15 protein-coding genes are annotated in these 14,510 nt (G+C 66.4%); 5 read left to right on the top strand and 10 right to left on the bottom strand.

Going from position 1 to position 14,510, the window contains the following annotated elements; translation table 11 throughout:
* Positions 1-49: 49 nt before the first annotated feature.
* From BN3906_RS01615 to glpX, 5 genes are all read right to left on the bottom strand, one after another.
* Complete coding sequence (locus BN3906_RS01615; protein WP_066583294.1) at positions 50-727, bottom strand: TetR/AcrR family transcriptional regulator; 678 nt, start codon at positions 725-727, stop codon at positions 50-52.
* Positions 728-842: 115 nt separating this feature from the next.
* The gene (locus BN3906_RS01610; RefSeq protein ID WP_066583286.1) at positions 843-1,802 is read right to left on the bottom strand and encodes a ribonuclease HI family protein; all 960 of its coding nucleotides are present in this window, start codon (positions 1,800-1,802) and stop codon (positions 843-845) included.
* 57 nt (positions 1,803-1,859) lie between these two features.
* On the bottom strand, positions 1,860-2,528 hold the full coding sequence (locus BN3906_RS01605; protein WP_066583283.1) for an NAD(P)H-binding protein: 669 nt from the start codon (positions 2,526-2,528) through the stop codon (positions 1,860-1,862).
* Between the two features lie 116 nt (positions 2,529-2,644).
* Positions 2,645-4,042, bottom strand: coding sequence for a class II fumarate hydratase (locus tag BN3906_RS01600; RefSeq protein ID WP_066583281.1), 1,398 nt, complete (start codon positions 4,040-4,042; stop codon positions 2,645-2,647).
* A 165-nt stretch (positions 4,043-4,207) separates the two neighbouring features.
* Positions 4,208-5,227 carry a class II fructose-bisphosphatase gene (glpX, locus tag BN3906_RS01595; protein WP_066583276.1) on the bottom strand — a complete coding sequence of 340 codons (1,020 nt, stop codon included), beginning with the start codon at positions 5,225-5,227 and terminating at the stop codon, positions 4,208-4,210.
* A gap of 157 nt (positions 5,228-5,384) precedes the next feature.
* Here glpX and BN3906_RS01590 point away from each other — a divergent pair, with 157 nt between their 5' ends.
* On the top strand, positions 5,385-6,044 hold the full coding sequence (locus BN3906_RS01590) for a DUF4245 domain-containing protein (protein WP_237559625.1): 660 nt from the start codon (positions 5,385-5,387) through the stop codon (positions 6,042-6,044).
* A gap of 105 nt (positions 6,045-6,149) precedes the next feature.
* On the opposite strand, the gene BN3906_RS01585 is transcribed toward BN3906_RS01590, so the two are convergent.
* The 4 genes from BN3906_RS01585 to BN3906_RS01570 all read right to left on the bottom strand — a co-directional run bounded on the left by BN3906_RS01585 (position 6,150) and on the right by BN3906_RS01570 (position 10,256).
* Entirely contained in the window at positions 6,150-6,386 is a 237-nt protein-coding gene (locus BN3906_RS01585) for an exodeoxyribonuclease VII small subunit (RefSeq protein ID WP_066583273.1), read from the bottom strand.
* Positions 6,379-7,794, bottom strand: coding sequence for an exodeoxyribonuclease VII large subunit (xseA, locus tag BN3906_RS01580; RefSeq protein WP_078057028.1), 1,416 nt, complete (start codon positions 7,792-7,794; stop codon positions 6,379-6,381). Before xseA ends, BN3906_RS01585 begins: the two co-directional genes overlap by 8 nt.
* Positions 7,795-7,837: 43 nt before the next feature.
* Entirely contained in the window at positions 7,838-8,620 is a 783-nt protein-coding gene (locus BN3906_RS01575) for a DUF6542 domain-containing protein (protein WP_227871210.1), read from the bottom strand.
* Between the two features lie 94 nt (positions 8,621-8,714).
* Entirely contained in the window at positions 8,715-10,256 is a 1,542-nt protein-coding gene (locus BN3906_RS01570) for an AI-2E family transporter (RefSeq protein WP_066583270.1), read from the bottom strand.
* Between the two features lie 83 nt (positions 10,257-10,339).
* On the opposite strand from BN3906_RS01570, the gene ychF reads away from it, so the two are divergent.
* From ychF to BN3906_RS01555, 3 genes are all read left to right on the top strand, one after another.
* Positions 10,340-11,425 (top strand): redox-regulated ATPase YchF, encoded by a 1,086-nt coding sequence (gene ychF, locus BN3906_RS01565; protein ID WP_066585773.1) that lies wholly within the window; start codon positions 10,340-10,342, stop codon positions 11,423-11,425.
* A 458-nt stretch (positions 11,426-11,883) separates the two neighbouring features.
* The gene (locus tag BN3906_RS01560) at positions 11,884-12,429 is read left to right on the top strand and encodes a dihydrofolate reductase family protein (RefSeq protein ID WP_066583268.1); all 546 of its coding nucleotides are present in this window, start codon (positions 11,884-11,886) and stop codon (positions 12,427-12,429) included.
* Positions 12,430-12,590: 161 nt separating this feature from the next.
* Positions 12,591-13,160, top strand: coding sequence for a hypothetical protein (locus tag BN3906_RS01555; protein WP_066583264.1), 570 nt, complete (start codon positions 12,591-12,593; stop codon positions 13,158-13,160).
* 53 nt (positions 13,161-13,213) lie between these two features.
* On the opposite strand, the gene BN3906_RS01550 is transcribed toward BN3906_RS01555, so the two are convergent.
* Positions 13,214-13,495: a helix-turn-helix domain-containing protein gene (locus BN3906_RS01550; RefSeq protein ID WP_066583260.1), complete on the bottom strand. Its 282-nt coding sequence runs from the start codon at positions 13,493-13,495 to the stop codon at positions 13,214-13,216.
* A gap of 46 nt (positions 13,496-13,541) precedes the next feature.
* Between BN3906_RS01550 and map the strand changes: the two genes are divergently transcribed.
* On the top strand, positions 13,542-14,333 hold the full coding sequence (gene map / locus BN3906_RS01545; protein WP_066583257.1) for a type I methionyl aminopeptidase: 792 nt from the start codon (positions 13,542-13,544) through the stop codon (positions 14,331-14,333).
* Positions 14,334-14,510: the final 177 nt, after the last annotated feature.

Genomic DNA, 14,510 nt, shown 5'->3' with positions numbered 1-14,510 from the left:
CCTGTCTTCTCTTCTCGTGTAACTTCCGGGCATTCCGGTGCCCGGCCTGTCAGTCCCAGCCGTCAGCGTAGGCCGCGGCCAGCTGGATGAGGTCCCGTCCCGCGCGGTGCAGACTCTCCGTGCGGGAACTCTCCTCGTTCCGGTGGATCAGTGGAGCGGTGATGAGGCACTGGCGGATGAATGCGGTGAGGAGAGTCGCCTCCTCGTGTGCATCCAGGTGCGGGGCACGGCGTCGTTCCGGGAACTCGGTGAGATTGGCCGTAATCGCCTCGAGGACCGCTCCGGCGAGTTCGTCGAATCTGCGCATTCCCGCCAACATGAGATGGGGGGTCCGGGAGATGATGATCCTTCTCCTGGCTTTGATGCGCAGGCTCGTCTCCCGGTCAGGGGAGAGAGTCAGGGACGTGTCCGGGTCACTGTCGATACGTTCGCCGAGAAACCTCAGGATGTCCCGGACGACATTCCCTGAATCGGCGGTGGCGAAGGACTTCAGGTCTTCCGGACGCAGTGCGGGTAGTCCGGTGCCGGAGGCGACCTGGTCCTTGGAGTCGAAGTAGTTGAAGAAGGTGCGGCGGCTTACACCGGCTCTGTCGCAGATCTCCTCCAGTGTGACCTGGTCAAAACCACGCTCGAGGATGAGCTCTGTGCCGCAGTCCTCGATGCGCAGCCGTGTCTCCCGGCGCTTACGCTCGCGCAGCCCCGGGCAGTCGTTGTCTCTGTCAGTCACGAGACGTAGTTCTACACCCGGTGCATTCTTGCACGCAATGCAAAAGTCGGGGACTGCTCCCCGCATCCGGGTGGGGAGCCTTGTGGTGACTGTCGGTAACTGGTAGGGGAGTCGCCTATTCGAGAACGGGAGTTGCCTGGTGATGTCGCAGTGTCCACCGTTCACCGTCGCTGACCCAGACGGAGGAGCACCGGGCGCGCCCGCGTGGACCATCGGTCTCGTATGTGGTGAGAATCACATTCTGACTGAGTGGGGTGGCGACGATATCTGCCTCACACAGGTCATCGACCGCATCGAACCCCGCCAGAGGTGCCAGTGACCCGAGGAAAGCCTCCCGGTCCAGGACCTTTCCGGAGGAGTCGGTCCAGCCGAGATCAGGAGAGAGAAGCTGTTCCGCCAGATCCGGGTCGGACCTGACGACATCGGACAGCAGTGCGAGCTCTTGGACCGCGACGGTCGTCGGATCCGGGGCGTCCTCCCGCTCCTTCTCCTGAGGCCCCCGGCTGTCCGACCGCGGGACAGGGGACCCGGCCGACTCCGTCGGCCCCGCTGACCGTACCGGGCGCGCCTTCCCCGCTGACTGTGCACCCGGCGTCGGGTAGCCTCCCAGGCCGGGTCCCTCGTCGGGAACCACGCCGTCCCGGAACGCCGTGGCTGCGGCGTTCGCCCGGCGGTCAGCAGCCTCATTCAACGGATGACCCGCGTGACCCTTGACCCACTCGAACCGGACCCGCCTGCCCTTGAGCGCGGCGTCGATCGCCTGCATGAGCTCCACATTGAGCACAGGACGCCCGTCACGTTTCTTCCAGCCCCGTCGTTTCCACCCCGGCATCCACTTCGTCACCGAGTTGATGACGTACTGCGAATCACACAGGACCAGCAGCTCCTCGTCCGCGGTACGGGGGTCGGACGCCGTGGACTCCAGCAGGTCGAGGACCGCCATCAGCTCCCCCATGTTGTTGGTCCCGCGCGGCCAGCCCCCCGCATGCCAGGTGCGGTCGTCTATGTACCAGGCCCACCCCGCCGGACCAGGGTTACCGAGGGCGGATCCGTCAGCAGCTGCGGTGATCGTCATGCGTCTCACCGTACAGGCGGAGCAACCTGCCGTGACCGCTGCACCCGGGTCCACCCGTCACTGCCGCGGTGACCGGTCAGACCCGGGTGTGGATGCGCTGATCCTGAGATTGTCGTAGCGGTCGGTGAGCGCGGCCTCGAGCATCACCCAGGCGGCGTCCTCGTAGGAGACGAAACGACCGGCGTCCCTGTTCACCCGGACAGTCTGCGCGACCCCGGGACTCCTGTGACCGGCCGACCCCATCTTTCCGGGGCAGAAGAACACGCAGGTCACCCCGGACTCCTCAAGCAGGTCGATACACTGCTGGTGGGTGCGGTACACCTGTTCGGCGACCGGCCACGTCGGGAGGAGCTCCCGGTAGTTGGGGGTCTCGCCGTCCTCGGCCAGGACATTGGTGGATCCGGCGGGCCAGCAGATCTTCCGGACCGGATGGCGGACCACCGCTGCGGCCAGTTCGCGCGCGACCGAGGGGTCGGCGCCCCTGCCGGACAGGACGACATCGATGCCGACCAGTGCGGAGTCGAGGACGACCGGGTCGGTGGCGTCACCGACGGTGACCTCGGCCAGCTTCGCCACCGTGCCGGAACCCACCTGCTCCTCCAGCCGCGACCGGTCCCGTACAAGCACCGAGACATCTTGTCCGCGCTCGAGCGCCTCATTGACCATGCACCTGCCCAGGCCGCCTACACCGATGACGAGGAGCCTGGAACCGGATGAAGTGGACAAAGGAATCACCTTCCGTGAGGATCTGAGGGCACGCGGGGCTGTGGTGGATCCCACAGTAACGAAACCCGGCACCGCAGGGGAGCGGTGCCGGGTGAGGTGACAGGTACGGGCCGGGACTAGTCGCGGTCGGTGTTCGCCATGGCGAGCACGTCAAGACGCCTGTCGAGCTCCTCCTCGGACAGCTTGTCCGGGACGAAACCGAGGTCGATGACCGTCTGACGGATCGTCTTACCTTCCTTCAGCGCGGTCTTCGCGACCTTCGCGGCCGCTTCGTAACCGATCGCGGAGTTCAGCGGGGTCACGATCGACGGTGATGACTCGGCCAGGGTGCGCATGCGCTCCACGGCCGGCTCGATACCGTCGACGAGACGCTCGGCGAAGACGCGCGCCGTGTTCGACAGCAGTCGGCTGGACTCCAGCACATTGCGGGCCATCATCGGGATGTAGACGTTCAGCTCGAACTGCCCGCTCGCCCCGCCGAAGGCGACAGCGGCGTCATTGCCGATGACCTGCGCGGCAACCTGGGTCGCGGTCTCGCACAGGACCGGGTTGACCTTGCCGGGCATGATCGAGGAACCCGGCTGAAGGTCGGGGAGGTGGATCTCGGCGAGGCCCGTCAACGGACCCGAGCCCATCAGACGGATGTCATTGGCGATCTTGTTCAGGGAGACTGCGACGGTCCGCATGGCACCGGAGAACTCCACCAGTGCGTCCCGGGCAGCCTGTGCCTCGAAGTGGTTCTCCGCTTCGCGCAGCTGCTCGACACCGGTGAGCTTCTTGAGCTCCTCGGTGACCTTCGCGCCGAAATCAGCGGAGGTGTTCAGACCGGTACCGGTGGCGGTGCCGCCGATGGCCAGCTCTCCCAGGCGGGGCAGGGTCGCCTCGATACGCTGGATACCCAGCTCGATCTGTCGGGCGTAGCCGCCGAACTCCTGGCCGAGGGTGACGGGAACGGCGTCCATGAGGTGGGTGCGGCCGGACTTGACGATCGTCTCCCACTCCGAGGCCTTCGTCGAGAGGGACTCCCTGAGCCGGGTCAGCGCCGGAATGAGGTCGGTGACGGCCGCCTCGGTCGCAGCGACATGGGTGGCGGTGGGGAAGGTGTCATTGGAGGACTGGCCCATGTTGACGTCGTCGTTGGGGTGGATCTCGACGCCGTTGCGCTTGGCCAGCGAGGCGATGACCTCGTTGGTGTTCATGTTCGAGGAGGTTCCGGAACCGGTCTGGAAGACGTCGATGGGGAACTCGTCGTCGTAGAGGCCGGCGGCGATGTCCTTCGCCGCGGCGATGATGGCGTCAGCCTTGGTGGCGTCCAGGGCACCGGACTCCTTGTTGACCTGCGCACAGGCGGCCTTCAGCAGGCCCATCGCGCGGATCTGGGCGGACTCCAGGGGACGCCCGGAGATCGGGAAGTTCTCGACGGCACGCTGCGTCTGTGCACGCCACAGGGCGTTGACGGGGACCTTGACCTCACCCATCGTGTCGTGCTCGATACGGTATTCCTGCTCGCTCATGTGTCCTGTCATGTCCTTTACTCGATGATGTGACGGGGACCATTGTGTCCCACGACGACCGCGGGTGCAGCAGCCACCCCCGCAACAGGGGTGAGGTCACCCTTCCCGGACAGGTTCCGGGTGACGTCACCGGCCGCCGGACCGGTCAGGTGACCGGAGATGCGGCTAGATGTAGTCCTGGACGGAGTAGTCCTGCAGCTTCTGCAGCTGGTGGACTGCCTCGATACGACGGATCGTGCCGGAGCGCGAACGCATGACCAGCGACGTGGTCGTGGCACCGGTCTTCCGGTAGGTCACACCGTGCAGCAGGTCACCGTTGGTCACGCCGGTGGCGACGAAGTAGCAGTTGTCCGAACGCACCAGATCAGCGGTGGTCAGCACAGTGTCGAGTTCGAGTCCGGCATCGAGGGCCTTGCGGCGTTCGGCGTCGTCCTTGGGGGCGAGGATGCCCTGGATCTCGCCACCCATGCACTTCATGGCACAGGCGGTGATGATGCCCTCCGGGGTGCCGCCGGTACCCATCATCAGGTCGACCGAACTGGTCTCCATGGCCGCGTGCACGGCACCGGCGACATCACCGTCACCGATGAGCCGGACCTTCGCGCCCGCGGCCCGGATCTCGGCGATCAGCTCATCGTGACGGGGACGGTCCAGGACCACGACGGTCACATCCGTCGGATCGACGCCCTTGGCTTTCGCCACAGCCCTGACGTTGAACTCGACCGGGGCGGTGATGTCGATGACGCCGGCCGCCTCCGGGCCGGTGGCGATCTTCTTCATGTAGAAGACGGCCGAGGGATCGTACATGGCGCCACGCTCGGCGGCGGCGAGGACCGAGATCGCGTTGGGGCGGCCCTGGGACATCAAGGTGGTGCCGTCGACCGGGTCGACTGCGATGTCGACGGCGGCACCTTCGCCGGTCCCGACGTGCTCGCCGTTGAAGAGCATGGGCGCCTCGTCCTTCTCGCCCTCGCCGATGACGACCACGCCGTCCATCTGCACCGTGTTGATCATCGACCGCATCGCGTCCACCGCGGCGCCGTCACCCTCGTTCTTCATGCCCCGGCCCACCCACTTGCCGGAGGCGAGCGCGGCCGCCTCGGTGACCCGGACGAGCTCCATTGCGAGGTTGCGGTCAGGTGCCTTGAGAGGAATTTCTACGGGGACAGTGGGCTGAGCCGTCATGGCTACCAACTTTCTTGATGTGTGCGTTGATGAGCGAGAACCAGTGGAACTGGCGTACTGGACAACACCTCCATTGTTCCACGTCCGGAATGATCCGGGAGGAGGGGGTCAGGTCCGGGGGAGGGGATCCGGGCACCACCGTGACATAATCGACGCCGTGAAGATCGAGAAACCCCGCCTGTTCACCAGCACCCGCGACCTTGTCATCTCGCTGGGCGTCCTGCTGGTGGTGATGTTCTTCTCCGTGGGTTTCACCGGTCTGTGCAGTTTCAACCCGGGACCTGCGGAACGATCCGGAGCGGTACAGAAGGTCGACATCGCCACGATCCTCGGGACCGACGCCAGGGGACTGGACATACCTGTCCGACTTCCGGAGCTGCCGGAGAACTGGGAACCGAACTCCGGCCGCCGCACCATGGTCGACAACCAACCCTCCTCCGAGGCCGGATGGGTGATCGACGGCGAAGCCTACCTGTCACTCACCCAGACCGTGACCGGTCTGGAGGACGCCGTCAACGACGAAGACGGGGAGCACCGTGAGATCACGGACACCTTCGTCGTTCCCGCAGCGTCCTCGTCGACGGGACGCGACGTCACCTGGCAGATCTGGACCGGTGACGACGTGAAGAAAATCTGGGCCGCCGACCTCGGAGACGTCCGGCTACTGGTCTCGGGGACGGCCACGACAGACGAGTACCGGACCATGGCGGAAGCGGCGACGAAGGCGCAGCCGTTGGAGCCCGCTGCAGCGTCAGCCACGCCGGGCGTTCCCGGGAGTGCGTCGCCGTCCACGGCGTCGGCGGATCCGGAGTCCTGAGGGTCGTTCCGGGCCGTGCGGACCGGCAGGAGCGGCCGGACGCCGGGAACGGTACCGGCGCGTGGTCGGGGAGTACCCTCCCACGGCTCTGCGGGCGGTGCCGGACTACTGTTCCTGTCCTCGCTTCGCCAGGGCGTCCTCCACCCGCTTCGATGCGCCGTCGAGGTAGCGCTCACAGTAGGCGGCCAGAGATTCTCCACGTTCCCAGTAGTGCAGTGACTCGTCCAGGCTCATCTGACCGAGTTCCAGGATCTTGACGACCTCGACGAGCTCGTCGCGGGCTTCCTCGTAGCTGAGTTCCTCGAGCGGGCGGAATGTCTGCCGGGCGGTCTGGTCACTCATCGTATTCTCCGTTTCCGTGTGCGGGCTCTGCCGGGGTGGCGTCGCCGGTCTGGTCTGATGGTGTCGTCGGTGACGCCGAGGTGGACGGGGCCTCAGGATCCGTCGCGGGGCTGTCTGCAGGGTGGTCCGCAGGATCCGCCTCCCGCCCGTGGGCGGGTGCCTTCTCCACGCCCATCGCCGCCGCCGTGACCGAACCGTCGAGGACGCGGATGCGTAGCTGTGAACCCGGCTCCACCTCACTGACACTCGTGACCACCTGCGGGGGAGTGTGGTCCCGGGGGATCACCTGCACCACCGCGTAGCCCCGTCGCAGAGTCTGTGAGGGGCCCAGTGCATTGACCCGGGCCCTCAGCGACTCCACCTGGTGACGGGCGGTGCGGACGAGGACTTCCAGTGCCCTGTCATTGCGTGACCGGGCCTCCTCGACCGTCTGCCTGGCCCGGGTGATCGGCAGCATCGGGTCGGCGAGCACGGGACGGGACCTCACCGACGCAAGCCCTCTCTTTTCGTTGGCGACCCAGGACCGCAGCGCACCGGCGGCACGGTCGCGCAGTTCGGCGACCAGCGCCAGCTCAGCCGCAACATCCGGGACCACCCGCTTGGCGGCGTCGGTGGGGGTGGCCGCCCGCAGGTCGGCGACGTTGTCGAGCACCGGGTTGTCCGGCTCATGCCCGATGGCGGAGACTACGGGAGTGGTCATCGAGCTGACCGCCCGGGCGAGAGCCTCCTCCGAGAACGGCAGCAGATCCTCGACCGATCCCCCGCCGCGGGCGATGATGATGACGTCCACCCGTGGATCCGCCTCGAGCCTCTTCAGCGCCGCGAGAATCTCCGGAACCGCCTGGGCCCCCTGGACCGCTGTGTTCACCACCTCGAACTGGACGGCAGGCCACCGGTCACGGGCGACGGAGAGCACGTCCCGTTCGGCGGCCGACTCCCGGCCGGTCACGAGGCCGATCCTGTTCGGCAGGAACGGCAGGGGACGCTTCAGTCTGGGATCGAAGAGACCTTCGGCGGCCAGGGCACGTTTGAGTTCCTCGATCCGGGCGAGCATCTCGCCGACCCCGACCGGGCGGATCCGCGAGACCCACAGGGAGAAGGACCCGCGCCCGGTGTAGTAGGCCGGCTTCCCGTAGACGACAACCCGGTCGCCGTTCTTCACCGGCACCGGAAGACTGCGGAGCATCGCGGTGGAACAGGTCAACGGAACGGACTGTTCGACTGAGACGTCCCGCAGGGTGATGTAGGACAGTTTCCACGACGGCTTCATGTTCAGCTGGGTGATCTGTCCCTCCACCCACAGATGGCCCAGCCTCTCGATCCAGCCCTTGACCTTCTCGTTGACCGTGTGGACAGGCCACGGAGAGTCCGGGCTGGTGGGTCCGGACTGTCCGGAGGAATCTGACATAACCGCGATTGTAGAGGCAGTGCAGGAACGGAGTCAGGCCGGATCAGTCCAGATCCAGCGGACGGTCCGGATCGACGGGTGCGGAGGAACGGGACCTCCTGCGCTCACTGGCGGCCCTGAGCTCCTCGGCAGTCCGGATCCTGGCCCCGTCGGTGGCACCGGGGAAGTCGGGCGAACCGTGGACGCCGGGGGTACCCGGCACCTCCTCGGACGCCAGATGCCGGGGACTCGAGACCGACTTAGATGCCGGCTGAACCCCTGGCATCCGCATCCCGTCACCGGTCCCGCCGGGCTCCTCGCGGGACCCGGGGGCGGAGCGCTCGATGTCCCTGACCCGTGAGACCACCCTGCGGTTGTCCATGTCAGCCTGGGCGGCGCGGCGCCGGCGATCCCTTGCGAGCCGGCGGGCCCTCTCCCGCGCTGCGGCGTCCAGACGCTGGCGGACCACCGCGACGACGAGACTGACGAAGAAGGTGGCGACCAGCCACAGGTAGTTTTCGACAGCGGGGTAGAGGGCCGTGATGACCGCGGTTTTGCGACCTGAACCCGAGAATGCCGCGCGGTTGGTGAAGAAGCCGACAAGGCCCGTGCCGGCGAACCAGTAGAACGGGACCGCCACGACGGTGAGGAACAGTCCCCTCAGTTCGACGAGGGCGGTGCACACGACGCAGGAGAAGAAGAACAGGGCGACGAAAACCGTACCTGCTTCGCCGAGAACCACGCCGGTGAACACGACAGCCACCATGACGAGCAGAGGTGCCCAGGGCGGTATGAAACCCCACCGGTTCATGGGAATGTCTTCCGGGACGTTGGCGTCAGTGGTCACGGGCAGTCATGGTACAGGACCGTGTGGACGCCGCGCGCAGGCCACGTGCGTGCCGTCGGCCCGCGGCACCCGGTGACGTGGCGTCCCCCGACCGTCAGCGTGGGGCGTCCTCCGTGTCATTTTCCGCCCCCGTGTCTGTCTCGGAGCCCTGCCCGGGCCTCCCGGCGGAGACCTTCTTCCGGCTGTCACGCCATTCCCGCCAGCGTCTGGCGGCGTCCACGTTTCGCTCGGCCCCCTTCTCCCCGGACTCGGTGGCGAAATGTATCTCCTCGGCGGTCTTCTCTCCCGTCGACAGGTCCGTGAGATCCCCGATGTACCGCAGGATCTCCGCGATCATCGCAGCCACGGGCACTGCGAGGAACGCGCCGATGATGCCCCACAGGCCACCACCGACAGTCACCGAGAGGAGAACCACGACCGGGTGCAGGTTCATGGCACGGGACTGCAGCAGCGGAGACAGGACATTGCCCTCCAGCTGCTGGACGGCGATGACGATGAGCAGCACGATCAACGCTGTGGTGAAGTCCTTGCCGACCAGGGCGACAAGCACCGACAGGGCACCGGCGCTGAAGGCACCGACGATCGGGATAAACCCGCCGAAGAATGTGATGATCGCGAGCGGGCCGGCCAGGGGGACTCCGAGGATCAGCAGTCCCAGGCCGATGAAGAAGGCGTCGATGAAGCTGACCAGGGCCTGGGTGCGGATGAAGCCTCCGAGCGTGTTCCAGCACCGGGTCAGAGCCTCGGTGATGTGCCATCCCACACGACGGCCGGTCACCCGGCGGACCATGGGCAGGAACTTCTCCCCGTCCTTGAGGAAGAAGAACGTCAGCACCAGCACCACCACAAGGGTGACGACCGCTGAGGTCACAGCGGACACACCCGCGACCGCTGTCTGGGTGATCTGGTCGGTGCGGTTCTGCAGCCAGCTGGTGGCCTGGTCGATCGCATTGTCGATCTGGTCGTTCTGGAGGTTGAGTGGGGGGCCCGCCACCCAGTTCTGGATCTTCTCCACCCCCTCCGTGCCCTTGTCGACGAGCTCACCGGTCTGGTCGACGACGCTCGGGGCGATCGCGGCGATGACCCCGGCGATGACGCTGAAGAACACCAGCAGCGACGTCAGTACGGCGAGGGCGTTGGGGAAACGCCAGCGGCGAAGGGTGTTCACCACCGGCCACAGCACGGTGCACACGATGATCGACAGGATGATGGGCAGGATGCCGGCCCACAGTTTGGCAGAACCGATCCACAGCACGGTCGCGGCGGCGGCGATGACGAGGAAACGCAGACACCAGCCGGAGAACCAGCGCATCGACGTGCCGATGACCTCGGCCCGGTCGCGGATCTCCTCCTCGTTGTCGGGGATACCGTTGCCGTCGGCGTCCTCGGTGGTCACCTCGGGGATGTCGGGAAGAATCCGGGTGTCCGGCACACCGTCGGTGTCCGCCGGCTGTTCCAGGAGGCTCTCCTGCTCGCCGGGCAGCGGCGCCGCGGACTCCGTGGGCAGGGGTGCCGAACCCATGAGGAAGTCCGCGAAGTCACGGCCCTGGGGGGTGTCACGCGGGGAGCGACGGTCGGGTGTCCGGTCGCCGTCAGAATTCGGGTTGTCACTCTGTTCGCTGCTCACCCGGACCATTGTGCCCGATACCGGCAGGGCCTGTCAGCCGGTCGGCACACCGGAGGACGGATGTGTCCGCCCCACCGGATAGGATGGACGCCGTGTCTCTTACTCTCGGTATCGTCGGTCTGCCCAATGTCGGCAAATCCACCCTGTTCAATGCCCTGACCCGCAATGACGTGCTCGCGGCGAACTACCCCTTCGCCACCATCGAGCCCAACGAGGGGATGGTGGAGCTTCCCGATCCACGGCTGAAGCGGTTGGCGGAGATCTACGGTTCCGAGCGGATTCTGCCGGCGACCGTCACCTTCGTCGACATCGCCGGGATCGTCAGAGGAGCTTCCGAGGGGGAGGGGATGGGCAACGCCTTCCTCGCCAACATCCGCGAAGCGGACGCCGTCTGCGAGGTGGTGCGGGCATTCTCCGACGACAACGTCATCCACGTTGACGGGAGGGTCGACCCGGAGGCGGACATCGCCGTCATCGAGACCGAACTGATCCTTGCCGACCTGCAGACCATCGAGAAGGCCCTGCCACGGCTGCAGAAGGAAGGCAGGAAAGACAAGGACAAGGCCGAGGAAGCCACCGTGGCTGAAGCGGCGCAGAAGATCCTGGAGGACGGACGCACCCTGTCGTCTGCGGCGAAGAAGGGTGAGATCGACCTGGCTCCGGTCCACGATCTGCACCTCATGTCCGCCAAGCCCTTCCTCTACGTCTTCAACTCCGATGAGGGGGTGCTCACCGACGAGGCGAAGAAACAGGAACTTCGTGACCTGGTGGCACCGGCGGAGGCTGTGTTCCTGGACGCCGCGACCGAGGCGGAGCTTCTGGAGCTCGAGGAAGACGAGGCAGCTGAGCTGCTTGCCTCGGTCGGTCAGGATGAACCGGGCCTGGAGACCCTCGCGAAGGCGGGGTTCGAGACCCTGGGGCTGCAGACCTACCTGACGGCCGGTCCGAAAGAGACCAGGGCCTGGACTATTCCCCAGGGTGCGACCGCCCCGCAGGCGGCCGGTGTGATCCACTCCGATTTCGAGCGTGGATTCATCAAGGCTGAGATCGTCAGCTTCGAGGACCTCGACCGGTACGGCTCCGTTGCCGAAGCACGCAACCACGGCAAGGTGCGCCAGGAGGGCAAGGACTATGTGATGCAGGACGGGGATGTGGTGGAGTTCCGGTTCAACGTCTAGCGTTTATGAGGGTTTCCGTTGTGTGCTGATCGCGTGATCAGATCGTTGGTCGGCAAAGACACTTATCGGATCCGGCATAGTCAGTACGTCACCTGCGTCGACCGTTGACTGAGAACGGTCACAACCGACGCGGAATGCGAGACCGTACACAGTGACCGCAAACATTGCGGTCTGTGTGACCACGACACCTCCGCTCGGACAAGTGTCCGCCGGCAATCCCGGTCACGCACACCCCACGTGCCACGCCCGACATTCCTGCAACGTTGAGGGGTGACCAGCTGGCCCTGCCCGGCCCCGGCTCCGTTCCGTGCCCACAGCTCAGGTTCGCCGGGCGGGTGGTATCTGTGCATGGTGTACTGGAGTCTGCGGGCGCGGAACAACGCGGACACGTATGTACCGTCCGGGGTACCGATAGGATTCCGGGGCACCGACGAGACGACGAGACACTGGAGGCCGACTTGACCGTCGTCACCCGCTACCGTTTCTACACCGCCACCACCCTGGACGGCTTTCTGGCTGATGAGAATGATTCCCTGGAGTGGCTGTTCACGAAAGACATCGACGAGACCGGTCCCGGGAATGCCGGTGCATTCATGGAAGAGGTCGGCGCTCAGGTGATGGGTGCGACCACCTACCTGTGGGTACTCGACCATGAGCCGCACTGGTTGCCGCAGATTCCGACATTCGTCTTCACGCATCGTTCGCTGAAGCCTGTGAACGGGCTGGTGGAGTTCCTTTCCGGCGATCCCTCGGAGTTCCGGGAACTGATCGGGAAAGCGGCCGGGGACCGGGACGTGTGGATCACGGGTGGCGGTGATCTGGCGGCGTACTTCGCCTCCGCCGGGATGCTTGACGAGGTCCAGGTTTCGATCGCGCCGGTACTGCTCGGTGCAGGAAAACCGTTGTTCGGTGGCGCCGTTGACCTGTCGTTGCGGACGTGTGACCGTAACCGGGACTTTCTGGTGGCCACTTTTGACGTGATCGGCCCCCTGGCGCCGGACTGACTCTCCTCCCGGTGAAGACGGTGTCGCAGGTGCCGGGAGTGTCGGTGGTACAGGCCGGCCGGGGTCCGGGCCCCGGTGGTGCGGCCTGCCGTAGGATATGGACCGTGGTTTCTTCCCGGGCCAGCCACCGGCCGGAATCGTGGTGGCGGGAAAGGTGTGGGGTGCTCCTGGAGGACGGGGACTGGCACGGCCTCTACAGGGCGGCGATGAGCTGGCGCGGTGACGGAGGCGCCGTCCTTCCGGAGGCCTGGCTCATGGATGCGTGTTCTGCTCTTCTGCACCGCCGGCCGAAGACGGCGGTGCACTGCTGCGACATGGCCCTGCACCTGTGGATCCGACGTCCGGGGGACAGGGGCATCATTCACTTTGTTCGCGGACTGGTCGTCGCCGACCATGTCTGTGACCCGCGGCGAGCCGTGGAGGATCTGGAGCGGGCGGCCGACGGGCCGGCGTGGTTGCGCGCGGACGCGCAGAGGGAGCTTTCCCGGGTTGCGGGGGAAGCAGCACGGTCCAGGGTCAGGACGCCCCGGGTGCAGCCTCCGCCAGCCTACGATGCGGCCTATACCGACCTGGTCACCGGTCGCGGGTCGGGTGGGAGATCCGCCGGGAGGTCGGGTGGGGGATCGGGGGGTAGTTCCGGTCCGGGGCCTGATGTCCCGGACACTCTCCCGGCGGACGGGACGCGTCCGGAACTCTGGGACCCGGTGACGGAGCTGCTGCACCGGCCGTGAGAACGTGCGGGGTGGGTGAACCGGGCCAGTCGTGAGACTACGGTCGTTCCGGTTCAGCTGGCTCTGGCGGGCCCGGTCACGGTGTCGGCGGGAGCCGTGTTCACCGCGTGCCAGAGTGTGTCGAGGGATATGCCGAGTTCATCGGATACGGCTGCGATGGTGGGGAAGGCGGGGGTGGCGATCCGTCCGGTCTCGATCTTGCGCAGGGTCTCCGGGGAGACCTGCGCTCTGAGGGCGACGTCGAGGATGGATCGGTCGCCCCGGGCCTCACGTAAGAGTGCGCCGAGCCGTCGTCCACGTTCGATCTCTTCGGGGGTCAGCGGGAGTCGGACCATGCCCCGACTCTAGCACCGGTATAATATGGACGGTATAGTTATCGGAATGATTGAGATTCTCAGTACTTCCCAGATCGAGCGTGCCCGTGTGGCTGGCACGCTCGTCGGCGACATCCTGCACACCGTCCGGGACCGGACCCGGCCGGGCACCGACCTGCTGGAGATCGACCGGTGGACCCGCGAGATGATCCTCGCCGACGGCGCGGAATCCTGCTACGTCGACTACGCGCCCTCATTCGGACGCGGTCCTTTCGGCCACTGGATCTGCACGTCCGTGAATGACGCGGTGCTCCACGGCATGCCCCACCCGTACCGGCTCGCCGAGGGAGACCTCCTCTCCCTGGACCTTGCCCTCACCCTCGACGGCGTCAGCGCGGACGCCGCGGTCAGCTTCATCGTCGGCGGTTCCGGAACCGCGGAGGACCGGCGACTGATCGACACCACCGGTCGTGCTCTCGCGGCAGCGGTGGCGGCGGCCCGACCCGGCGCCCGGATCGGGGACCTGTCCCATGAAATCGGCAGCGTGCTGACCGCTGCGGGATACCCGGTCAACCTCGAGTTCGGAGGGCACGGTATCGGCACGACGATGCACCAGGACCCGCACGTGGCCAATGCAGGTCGCCCCGGTCGGGGATACCGGCTCCGGCCCGGACTCATGCTCGCCCTGGAACCCTGGGCGATGGTCGACACCGACCGGCTCATCACCGACCCGGACGGCTGGACCCTCCGGAGTGCGACAGGATGTCGTACCGCGCACTGTGAGCACACCGTCCTGATCACCGCAGACGGTGCGGAGATCCTCACCTCGCCCTCGGAGAATGTGTCGACACCGGTGTGACCCCGGTGAAGACTGTCGTGACAACCCCGGCCGGCCGTCGGAGGAGAGTACAGGCCACTGAGCGCGGACTACTGAATGAGACAGAAAAGGGACCGTCACGCACTCTCTGCGCCGCACCTTCCGCCCCTGGGCTCCCGTGGATCCTGACGACGGACCGTCCTGCTCCCCACCGGTCGG

The organism is Corynebacterium provencense (assembly GCA_900049755.1).
Lineage (GTDB): Bacteria > Actinomycetota > Actinomycetes > Mycobacteriales > Mycobacteriaceae > Corynebacterium > Corynebacterium neomassiliense.
Note: the sequence above shows the minus strand (reverse complement) of the source record. Positions and strands in the feature narration are given on the sequence as shown.